The 9,660-nt window shown below is 26.2% G+C and carries 18 protein-coding genes; all 18 read right to left on the bottom strand.

Annotation, left to right across the window (positions count from 1 at the left end):
- Nucleotides 1-615 precede the first annotated feature (615 nt).
- A complete protein-coding gene (locus I2H23_RS14775; protein ID WP_195581997.1) occupies nt 616-921 on the bottom strand; it encodes a hypothetical protein in 306 nt (101 codons plus the stop codon).
- Nucleotides 922-925: 4 nt separating this feature from the next.
- Complete coding sequence (locus tag I2H23_RS14770) at nt 926-1,090, bottom strand: hypothetical protein (protein WP_195581995.1); 165 nt, start codon at nt 1,088-1,090, stop codon at nt 926-928.
- Nucleotides 1,091-1,306 carry a hypothetical protein gene (locus I2H23_RS14765; protein WP_195581993.1) on the bottom strand — a complete coding sequence of 72 codons (216 nt, stop codon included), beginning with the start codon at nt 1,304-1,306 and terminating at the stop codon, nt 1,091-1,093.
- A gap of 142 nt (nt 1,307-1,448) precedes the next feature.
- Nucleotides 1,449-2,129: a hypothetical protein gene (locus tag I2H23_RS14760; RefSeq protein WP_195581991.1), complete on the bottom strand. Its 681-nt coding sequence runs from the start codon at nt 2,127-2,129 to the stop codon at nt 1,449-1,451.
- A gap of 3 nt (nt 2,130-2,132) precedes the next feature.
- A complete protein-coding gene (locus I2H23_RS14755; RefSeq protein ID WP_195581989.1) occupies nt 2,133-2,282 on the bottom strand; it encodes a hypothetical protein in 150 nt (49 codons plus the stop codon).
- Nucleotides 2,266-2,412, bottom strand: a complete 147-nt coding sequence (locus I2H23_RS14750; protein ID WP_195581987.1) for a hypothetical protein — start codon at nt 2,410-2,412, stop codon at nt 2,266-2,268. The genes I2H23_RS14755 and I2H23_RS14750 overlap by 17 nt, the downstream gene beginning before the upstream one ends.
- Nucleotides 2,413-2,620: 208 nt before the next feature.
- On the bottom strand, nt 2,621-3,460 hold the full coding sequence (locus I2H23_RS14745; RefSeq protein ID WP_195581985.1) for a hypothetical protein: 840 nt from the start codon (nt 3,458-3,460) through the stop codon (nt 2,621-2,623).
- Between the two features lie 18 nt (nt 3,461-3,478).
- Entirely contained in the window at nt 3,479-3,772 is a 294-nt protein-coding gene (locus I2H23_RS14740) for a winged helix-turn-helix transcriptional regulator (protein WP_195581983.1), read from the bottom strand.
- A 378-nt stretch (nt 3,773-4,150) separates the two neighbouring features.
- Complete coding sequence (locus I2H23_RS15535; protein ID WP_271933427.1) at nt 4,151-4,273, bottom strand: hypothetical protein; 123 nt, start codon at nt 4,271-4,273, stop codon at nt 4,151-4,153.
- Nucleotides 4,274-5,406: 1,133 nt separating this feature from the next.
- Nucleotides 5,407-5,712 (bottom strand): hypothetical protein, encoded by a 306-nt coding sequence (locus I2H23_RS14735; RefSeq protein WP_195581997.1) that lies wholly within the window; start codon nt 5,710-5,712, stop codon nt 5,407-5,409.
- Nucleotides 5,713-5,716: 4 nt separating this feature from the next.
- Nucleotides 5,717-5,881, bottom strand: a complete 165-nt coding sequence (locus tag I2H23_RS14730) for a hypothetical protein (RefSeq protein WP_195581995.1) — start codon at nt 5,879-5,881, stop codon at nt 5,717-5,719.
- Entirely contained in the window at nt 5,882-6,097 is a 216-nt protein-coding gene (locus tag I2H23_RS14725; RefSeq protein ID WP_195581993.1) for a hypothetical protein, read from the bottom strand.
- Between the two features lie 142 nt (nt 6,098-6,239).
- Nucleotides 6,240-6,920, bottom strand: coding sequence for a hypothetical protein (locus I2H23_RS14720; protein ID WP_195581991.1), 681 nt, complete (start codon nt 6,918-6,920; stop codon nt 6,240-6,242).
- Between the two features lie 3 nt (nt 6,921-6,923).
- On the bottom strand, nt 6,924-7,073 hold the full coding sequence (locus I2H23_RS14715; RefSeq protein ID WP_195581989.1) for a hypothetical protein: 150 nt from the start codon (nt 7,071-7,073) through the stop codon (nt 6,924-6,926).
- Complete coding sequence (locus tag I2H23_RS14710) at nt 7,057-7,203, bottom strand: hypothetical protein (protein ID WP_195581987.1); 147 nt, start codon at nt 7,201-7,203, stop codon at nt 7,057-7,059. The genes I2H23_RS14715 and I2H23_RS14710 overlap by 17 nt, the downstream gene beginning before the upstream one ends.
- 208 nt (nt 7,204-7,411) lie before the next feature.
- A complete protein-coding gene (locus I2H23_RS14705; protein WP_195581985.1) occupies nt 7,412-8,251 on the bottom strand; it encodes a hypothetical protein in 840 nt (279 codons plus the stop codon).
- Between the two features lie 18 nt (nt 8,252-8,269).
- Nucleotides 8,270-8,563 (bottom strand): winged helix-turn-helix transcriptional regulator, encoded by a 294-nt coding sequence (locus I2H23_RS14700; protein WP_195581983.1) that lies wholly within the window; start codon nt 8,561-8,563, stop codon nt 8,270-8,272.
- A 378-nt stretch (nt 8,564-8,941) separates the two neighbouring features.
- A complete protein-coding gene (locus tag I2H23_RS15530) occupies nt 8,942-9,064 on the bottom strand; it encodes a hypothetical protein (protein ID WP_271933427.1) in 123 nt (40 codons plus the stop codon).
- Nucleotides 9,065-9,660: the final 596 nt, after the last annotated feature.

Here is a 9,660-nt window from a genome sequence, read left to right as displayed (position 1 = left end):
CTAAATATGTATTTTCGGATTAGTTTTAACTTTTTCTAGTATTTGCAATACCTTTCACACTTTTTTATAAGCTAACTTAAATATATAAAGTAATGCTTTTTCTATGAAATCTCCTATTTTTTACCCAAAACTTTATTTTTTAAAGAGATTTTAATGTTTTTTATATTTTAGCTTTATTTTTTAAATTTTAATAAGTCAGGTATAGTTGTTCCAATGTATAAAAAGATAGTGGTTATTTTGTAGTAATTTAATTATAAAAATATAACTCTTTGTCTATGCTCCTACTATAAATAATTCTTAGTGGAGGTTTTAAAAATGTATAATGAAATGATAGAAGCTTTAAGAATATATTTAATACTTATGTGTATAGTCCCTTTTGGCTTTGTTGGTGTATATCTAATAAGTTGGTATGTAAATAATAAATAGACTCGCTACCATATAAAACATAATAGCAATTGTAATCAATTCGTATCTAGTCAATTTGGAACGTTCTATTTAAATCAATTTTAAGGATTAAAGGAATAAGTACATTAAATTCCTTTTCAAAGCTCTTACAAGCTAAATTAATACGTCATAAATATAAAAATAGAAGCTAATCAGCTTCTATAAGATAAATCAATATTGTTCTCTAGGTATACCAAAATTTAATATTGTTGCCCCTTCTATACTTGGAGATTTTTTATTTATATTCTGATTTAATAAAATAGGACTATATCCCTCATATGTAATAACAACTACATTCTCTTTTTCTTCATCTGTAAAAGGATTATATTCCCAATTAATAGTTCTATATGCTTCCTCTTCTGTCATCTCTTCTGAATTACTAAATATTGTTCTAAGTGCTTTTGCTAATTGTTCTTCTTTACTAGGTGTATTAATCTTTATTAATTCTCTTTTAAGTTTACATAATTCTCTATTCACCTTATCACCTCTTTATATTTTCAAAGGCTTCTATTACTTCCTCAGCTGATATACTTTCCCCGTCAAGATATGCTCCTAACTTATCAAAGTAATTAGATATTTTATCTTCTAGTGTTGGTTTTGATATTTCTATTAACTGTTTTTTTAATTTTAACAAGTTATTATTCATCTATTTTTTACTCTCCTGGATATCTTCTACGATTTGCTTTAACTCTTGTATTTGCTTTTCTTGTTCATCTAGTCTGATTGATTGAAGTATGTATGATGATAAATAAGTAATAGTTCTTGCTTTTCCCTCTTCAATTTCTCCATTTGCTACCATATTACAAAGTTTTGACAAGGTCTGTCTTACTTCTTTTGGTGTAGATGTTTTAAGTTTTAACATACCCCCACCCCCTCTATTAGTTTCCGTTGATATTTCAATAGTTAGAAGCTAATCATATATATCTAAAATAGGCTCTAAATTAGCTTCTAAGCTATTTATTTTAATTTGTAAATGTATTTATCATTAAATTCTTAGAATAGATTTATTCGCTTCGTAAAGAAAAATTATTGTTATGTAAATATTGCATTAAATCAAGTGTTCTTCCTTCTCTTGGTTTATTCATATAATTCTTGAATGATTGTATAGCCTTTTCGGTTTCAGTTGTATTTGTAAACCTTTCAACCTCACAAATTGCACTTGTATATGCTAATGAATTTTCTTTAGATTTCATTGTAGATAATATTTTTAGAGTTGTTAAATCTCTTCCTTTAGCTATTGGTTTAACAAGTGTCATTGTAGTTTCTAAATCTAACCTATCCCCAACTTTTAATATTATATCAAGTGCTTCTCTTCTAGCTTTTTTATACTCTGACTTATCTTGTAACCTTCTCATTACTATTTCTTTATAATTCTTTTCTTTTACAATTATTCTATCTAAGTCTTTTTTTATTTCTTCAACTTTTAGCTTTAAGTTTTTTTCCAATTCTTCTATCTTTTCTCTTGCGACTTTTGGTGCATAAGTTTCTTTTATATCTTTTGATTTTTCATTATATTTCTTATACTCATGTTCAAATTTTATTAGCATTAATTCTATATCATCTGAAGCTCTATAATCATCATTTATAACTTCTATTCCTGATTCCGTTATTTCTTTTATCAATTCTTCTTTTATAGCTTTTACTTGTTTATCATCTAATTTTATTTCATTTGTTGTTTGTTCCATAAGTTACCCCCTAGAATTTTTTACTCTATCATTTTTTAATCTTGATTTCTCTGTTCCCTCTTCAAGTGCTTTTTTAAGTTGTTTCTCAAAGCTTACTGTATCTAGTTTTCTTTGCTGATACTTTCCAACTTTATATCTATTTTTTCTTATCATCTAACTTCATACCCCTACTAACATACTTGTTTATTAAATAGCTTACACTTCTGTCTATTTGTTCAGACTCTTCTTTTAGCTTATTATACAAGTCCGTTCTTACTCTTACAGTTGTTTGTTTTGTTCCCACTCTATCACCTCCAAACTATTGATATTACTGTATTCTGCCTACTTTTATATTACCATAGAATATATTGTATTGCAATATATTTTTATTGTTTTTCGATAAATGATATGTTATAATTATATTAGGTAAAAAACTTATGATTACTTTTTTAATTTTGAGTAAAAAAAATAATCCCTAGAAGTTCCCTTTACTTCTAAGGATTTTGTATATATTACAATATTTCCATTTTTCTACCGTAACTGTCTTTGGTTGGAAAATCATTATGCAATATTACTTTTTGAGTATTTGCCCTAGTTTCTACATTCCACGTAGAAGCTTTTTTTATTTTATTTAAACTATATTCTTGTATTTCATATATCTTATCAATAGGTTGTATCATTAGTGAACAATTTACTATTGCATCATCTAATATATTAATTTTATCATTATCATTTTTTCCATACTCATTTAATTTCTTTAGAATTGTCTTAAAAGCCCCTACTGTTAGAAGTTTATTTTTATCATCACTTTTTGTCATTTCATTTCTCATATCTATAAAACCTTCTAATGCTTCTGCTAACTCATTGTTTTTGGTATAAGAATTAATTAAATCAGTAAAAGAAACGGTACTAGTAGTACTATTATTACTTCTCTTTTCTATTCTCTTTTCTATGTGGTTACTTTCACCCCCACCTAGTGGTGTATTCACCCCCACCCCCAGGTTATTTTCAACACTAGGTATATGTTCTTTTGATATTTCAACCTTTGTTGTTTTTATAGTTGGCTTTAATATTCTTTTATCAACTTCCATAGTCCCATTTTTGTATATTACTTTTCTATCTATATACTTTTTATTGTATAAGCTAGATACTATTCTTTTTGCTCTATCTATACTGACATTTATTGACTTTCCTAAAAATTCATTACTCGCAAAACATTCTCCTCTACTGTCTAAAAAATCTATTATTGATAATATAATTCCCTCTTGTAATGTTAATTCCCCATTTTGTATATGCTTCATTATTTCCTTTGGTATATACAAACTCTCCATACCCATTTTATTTTGTTCCATATTCCCCTCCATTTTATATTAATCCATTTTTAACTTATACGTATTAGCTGATCCTTTACCTTTGCCCCTTTTAATTTCTATAATTTCCATTTGCTCTAACTTATCTACTATTCTTCTTACTTTCTTTAGCGATAAATTTGTGTATTCTGCTAGTTCTCTTAATGCTACACTAACTTCTAATTCATCATATTTATATATTAATTGCATTATTAAATGATATATTCTTATTTCATCTATATCTCTATTAACATCTAATCCTAATACATTTATATTAACTTTCATTTTACCACCTCTTTTATGTTTATTTATCATATATTAATTATATCATTTTTGTATGCCCCTAATCAATGCTTATTTGTCTATTTTTCAATATATCTACATATGATATATAAGCCCTTATATATCTAACTATGTCCGATAAACTTTCTTTTTTACCAAAATATATTGACTTCTAATGTACTAAAATATAATACCTTAGATTTCGATTTTAGGCTTTTGGACATAGTTATACCTAACAACTAAAAACTTATAAAAAGTTAATAATTGCTAGATATAAACTAAAAATATAATACCTTGAGTTTGTCATTTGAGTATTTTATTAATCCTTAGTTAGTTTACCGTAAAGGATATTCTTTTTACATCAGTACAAGCCCTTGATAACTTAATTTAATAAGTCAAAGAATACTACTCTTACATATCACTATATAAGACTTGATTTCCTCCAGCCCTTTTATGGTCGGCATCACCTAACAATACAAGTACAAACGGCATAACTAAGGGAATAACCTCCTTGTATCTGTTGATTTTTTGCATTGGCTCAACTCACCTTTTACGTTTTATAGTGGTACGGCTTCCACTTGTTGTTGTTCTATATTTAAACATTAAAAAAAGCTACTTCCCAACTTAGGAAATAGCTTGTATATACTTAATCGCCTTTAATTAAATCTATAACGTATCTTTAAACACTTGCATTATATTAATGTTTTATATATAATGATTAATATAAATTTAATAAATTTCTATGTATATATTTCAAAGTATCGCCAAATACTTTTTAATGTAACATAGTTATAAGGCTCTTACGGTACTATCTAACTACTCAGAATAGTTGGGTACTAATTCGATTGAAGGTCGCCAAACCATCAACGGAACTGTAAGGGCTTTTCTTATGTAATTTTATAAATTAATAATAACCTTTTTTTGCCATAAAATGCAATACTTATTTTTTTATATAGCAAAAATATATAATAATCTTGGTCTATACCTTATAAATTAATTTTATCTGAAATAGGTTTTAAATCATCATCACTCTATATCATTTTAACTAGTCCTTAAATATGTATTTTCGGATTAGTTTTAACTTTTTCTAGTATTTGCAATACCTTTCACACTTTTTTATAAGCTAACTTAAATATATAAAGTAATGCTTTTTCTATGAAATCTCCTATTTTTTACCCAAAACTTTATTTTTTAAAGAGATTTTAATGTTTTTTATATTTTAGCTTTATTTTTTAAATTTTAATAAGTCAGGTATAGTTGTTCCAATGTATAAAAAGATAGTGGTTATTTTGTAGTAATTTAATTATAAAAATATAACTCTTTGTCTATGCTCCTACTATAAATAATTCTTAGTGGAGGTTTTAAAAATGTATAATGAAATGATAGAAGCTTTAAGAATATATTTAATACTTATGTGTATAGTCCCTTTTGGCTTTGTTGGTGTATATCTAATAAGTTGGTATGTAAATAATAANTAGACTCGCTACCATATAAAACATAATAGCAATTGTAATCAATTCGTATCTAGTCAATTTGGAACGTTCTATTTAAATCAATTTTAAGGATTAAAGGAATAAGTACATTAAATTCCTTTTCAAAGCTCTTACAAGCTAAATTAATACGTCATAAATATAAAAATAGAAGCTAATCAGCTTCTATAAGATAAATCAATATTGTTCTCTAGGTATACCAAAATTTAATATTGTTGCCCCTTCTATACTTGGAGATTTTTTATTTATATTCTGATTTAATAAAATAGGACTATATCCCTCATATGTAATAACAACTACATTCTCTTTTTCTTCATCTGTAAAAGGATTATATTCCCAATTAATAGTTCTATATGCTTCCTCTTCTGTCATCTCTTCTGAATTACTAAATATTGTTCTAAGTGCTTTTGCTAATTGTTCTTCTTTACTAGGTGTATTAATCTTTATTAATTCTCTTTTAAGTTTACATAATTCTCTATTCACCTTATCACCTCTTTATATTTTCAAAGGCTTCTATTACTTCCTCAGCTGATATACTTTCCCCGTCAAGATATGCTCCTAACTTATCAAAGTAATTAGATATTTTATCTTCTAGTGTTGGTTTTGATATTTCTATTAACTGTTTTTTTAATTTTAACAAGTTATTATTCATCTATTTTTTACTCTCCTGGATATCTTCTACGATTTGCTTTAACTCTTGTATTTGCTTTTCTTGTTCATCTAGTCTGATTGATTGAAGTATGTATGATGATAAATAAGTAATAGTTCTTGCTTTTCCCTCTTCAATTTCTCCATTTGCTACCATATTACAAAGTTTTGACAAGGTCTGTCTTACTTCTTTTGGTGTAGATGTTTTAAGTTTTAACATACCCCCACCCCCTCTATTAGTTTCCGTTGATATTTCAATAGTTAGAAGCTAATCATATATATCTAAAATAGGCTCTAAATTAGCTTCTAAGCTATTTATTTTAATTTGTAAATGTATTTATCATTAAATTCTTAGAATAGATTTATTCGCTTCGTAAAGAAAAATTATTGTTATGTAAATATTGCATTAAATCAAGTGTTCTTCCTTCTCTTGGTTTATTCATATAATTCTTGAATGATTGTATAGCCTTTTCGGTTTCAGTTGTATTTGTAAACCTTTCAACCTCACAAATTGCACTTGTATATGCTAATGAATTTTCTTTAGATTTCATTGTAGATAATATTTTTAGAGTTGTTAAATCTCTTCCTTTAGCTATTGGTTTAACAAGTGTCATTGTAGTTTCTAAATCTAACCTATCCCCAACTTTTAATATTATATCAAGTGCTTCTCTTCTAGCTTTTTTATACTCTGACTTATCTTGTAACCTTCTCATTACTATTTCTTTATAATTCTTTTCTTTTACAATTATTCTATCTAAGTCTTTTTTTATTTCTTCAACTTTTAGCTTTAAGTTTTTTTCCAATTCTTCTATCTTTTCTCTTGCGACTTTTGGTGCATAAGTTTCTTTTATATCTTTTGATTTTTCATTATATTTCTTATACTCATGTTCAAATTTTATTAGCATTAATTCTATATCATCTGAAGCTCTATAATCATCATTTATAACTTCTATTCCTGATTCCGTTATTTCTTTTATCAATTCTTCTTTTATAGCTTTTACTTGTTTATCATCTAATTTTATTTCATTTGTTGTTTGTTCCATAAGTTACCCCCTAGAATTTTTTACTCTATCATTTTTTAATCTTGATTTCTCTGTTCCCTCTTCAAGTGCTTTTTTAAGTTGTTTCTCAAAGCTTACTGTATCTAGTTTTCTTTGCTGATACTTTCCAACTTTATATCTATTTTTTCTTATCATCTAACTTCATACCCCTACTAACATACTTGTTTATTAAATAGCTTACACTTCTGTCTATTTGTTCAGACTCTTCTTTTAGCTTATTATACAAGTCCGTTCTTACTCTTACAGTTGTTTGTTTTGTTCCCACTCTATCACCTCCAAACTATTGATATTACTGTATTCTGCCTACTTTTATATTACCATAGAATATATTGTATTGCAATATATTTTTATTGTTTTTCGATAAATGATATGTTATAATTATATTAGGTAAAAAACTTATGATTACTTTTTTAATTTTGAGTAAAAAAAATAATCCCTAGAAGTTCCCTTTACTTCTAAGGATTTTGTATATATTACAATATTTCCATTTTTCTACCGTAACTGTCTTTGGTTGGAAAATCATTATGCAATATTACTTTTTGAGTATTTGCCCTAGTTTCTACATTCCACGTAGAAGCTTTTTTTATTTTATTTAAACTATATTCTTGTATTTCATATATCTTATCAATAGGTTGTATCATTAGTGAACAATTTACTATTGCATCATCTAATATATTAATTTTATCATTATCATTTTTTCCATACTCATTTAATTTCTTTAGAATTGTCTTAAAAGCCCCTACTGTTAGAAGTTTATTTTTATCATCACTTTTTGTCATTTCATTTCTCATATCTATAAAACCTTCTAATGCTTCTGCTAACTCATTGTTTTTGGTATAAGAATTAATTAAATCAGTAAAAGAAACGGTACTAGTAGTACTATTATTACTTCTCTTTTCTATTCTCTTTTCTATGTGGTTACTTTCACCCCCACCTAGTGGTGTATTCACCCCCACCCCCAGGTTATTTTCAACACTAGGTATATGTTCTTTTGATATTTCAACCTTTGTTGTTTTTATAGTTGGCTTTAATATTCTTTTATCAACTTCCATAGTCCCATTTTTGTATATTACTTTTCTATCTATATACTTTTTATTGTATAAGCTAGATACTATTCTTTTTGCTCTATCTATACTGACATTTATTGACTTTCCTAAAAATTCATTACTCGCAAAACATTCTCCTCTACTGTCTAAAAAATCTATTATTGATAATATAATTCCCTCTTGTAATGTTAATTCCCCATTTTGTATATGCTTCATTATTTCCTTTGGTATATACAAACTCTCCATACCCATTTTATTTTGTTCCATATTCCCCTCCATTTTATATTAATCCATTTTTAACTTATACGTATTAGCTGATCCTTTACCTTTGCCCCTTTTAATTTCTATAATTTCCATTTGCTCTAACTTATCTACTATTCTTCTTACTTTCTTTAGCGATAAATTTGTGTATTCTGCTAGTTCTCTTAATGCTACACTAACTTCTAATTCATCATATTTATATATTAATTGCATTATTAAATGATATATTCTTATTTCATCTATATCTCTATTAACATCTAATCCTAATACATTTATATTAACTTTCATTTTACCACCTCTTTTATGTTTATTTATCATATATTAATTATATCATTTTTGTATGCCCCTAATCAATGCTTATTTGTCTATTTTTCAATATATCTACATATGATATATAAGCCCTTATATATCTAACTATGTCCGATAAACTTTCTTTTTTACCAAAATATATTGACTTCTAATGTACTAAAATATAATACCTTAGATTTCGATTTTAGGCTTTTGGACATAGTTATACCTAACAACTAAAAACTTATAAAAAGTTAATAATTGCTAGATATAAACTAAAAATATAATACCTTGAGTTTGTCATTTGAGTATTTTATTAATCCTTAGTTAGTTTACCGTAAAGGATATTCTTTTTACATCAGTACAAGCCCTTGATAACTTAATTTAATAAGTCAAAGAATACTACTCTTACATATCACTATATAAGACTTGATTTCCTCCAGCCCTTTTATGGTCGGCATCACCTAACAATACAAGTACAAACGGCATAACTAAGGGAATAACCTCCTTGTATCTGTTGATTTTTTGCATTGGCTCAACTCACCTTTTACGTTTTATAGTGGTACGGCTTCCACTTGTTGTTGTTCTATATTTAAACATTAAAAAAAGCTACTTCCCAACTTAGGAAATAGCTTGTATATACTTAATCGCCTTTAATTAAATTTATAACGTATCTTTAAACACTTGCATTATATTAATGTTTTATATATAATGATTAATATAAATTTAATAAATTTCTATGTATATATTTCAAAGTATCGCCAAATACTTTTTAATGTAACATAGTTATAAGGCTCTTACGGTACTATCTAACTACTCAGAATAGTTGGGTACTAATTCGATTGAAGGTCGCCAAACCATCAACGGAACTGTAAGGGCTTTTCTTATGTAATTTTATAAATTAATAATAACCTTTTTTTGCCATAAAATGCAATACTTATTTTTTTATATAGCAAAAATATATAATAATCTTGGTCTATACCTTATAAATTAATTTTATCTGAAATAGGTTTTAAATCATCATCACTCTATATCATTTTAACTAGTCCTTAAATATGTATTTAGGGAATAGTTAAAGATGTAATTACTTACTTTTTAGTATTTTCAATACTTTCAGCGTTTTTAAT

Origin of the sequence: Romboutsia sp. BSD2780061687b_171204_C1, assembly GCF_015560225.1 — a bacterium.
Classification (GTDB): Bacteria; Bacillota; Clostridia; order Peptostreptococcales; family Peptostreptococcaceae; genus Romboutsia_C; species Romboutsia_C hominis.
Note: the sequence above shows the minus strand (reverse complement) of the source record. Positions and strands in the feature narration are given on the sequence as shown.

Coding starts and splice junctions, on each gene's coding strand:
- I2H23_RS14770 (WP_195581995.1), bottom strand. CDS start 1,090: ATGAATAATAACTTGTTAAAATTAAAAAAACAGTTAATAGAAATATCA.
- I2H23_RS14765 (WP_195581993.1), bottom strand. CDS start 1,306: ATGTTAAAACTTAAAACATCTACACCAAAAGAAGTAAGACAGACCTTG.
- I2H23_RS14760 (WP_195581991.1), bottom strand. CDS start 2,129: ATGGAACAAACAACAAATGAAATAAAATTAGATGATAAACAAGTAAAA.
- I2H23_RS14755 (WP_195581989.1), bottom strand. CDS start 2,282: ATGATAAGAAAAAATAGATATAAAGTTGGAAAGTATCAGCAAAGAAAA.
- I2H23_RS14745 (WP_195581985.1), bottom strand. CDS start 3,460: ATGGAACAAAATAAAATGGGTATGGAGAGTTTGTATATACCAAAGGAA.
- I2H23_RS14740 (WP_195581983.1), bottom strand. CDS start 3,772: ATGATAAATAAACATAAAAGAGGTGGTAAAATGAAAGTTAATATAAAT.
- I2H23_RS15535 (WP_271933427.1), bottom strand. CDS start 4,273: ATGCAAAAAATCAACAGATACAAGGAGGTTATTCCCTTAGTTATGCCG.
- I2H23_RS14730 (WP_195581995.1), bottom strand. CDS start 5,881: ATGAATAATAACTTGTTAAAATTAAAAAAACAGTTAATAGAAATATCA.
- I2H23_RS14725 (WP_195581993.1), bottom strand. CDS start 6,097: ATGTTAAAACTTAAAACATCTACACCAAAAGAAGTAAGACAGACCTTG.
- I2H23_RS14720 (WP_195581991.1), bottom strand. CDS start 6,920: ATGGAACAAACAACAAATGAAATAAAATTAGATGATAAACAAGTAAAA.
- I2H23_RS14715 (WP_195581989.1), bottom strand. CDS start 7,073: ATGATAAGAAAAAATAGATATAAAGTTGGAAAGTATCAGCAAAGAAAA.
- I2H23_RS14705 (WP_195581985.1), bottom strand. CDS start 8,251: ATGGAACAAAATAAAATGGGTATGGAGAGTTTGTATATACCAAAGGAA.
- I2H23_RS14700 (WP_195581983.1), bottom strand. CDS start 8,563: ATGATAAATAAACATAAAAGAGGTGGTAAAATGAAAGTTAATATAAAT.
- I2H23_RS15530 (WP_271933427.1), bottom strand. CDS start 9,064: ATGCAAAAAATCAACAGATACAAGGAGGTTATTCCCTTAGTTATGCCG.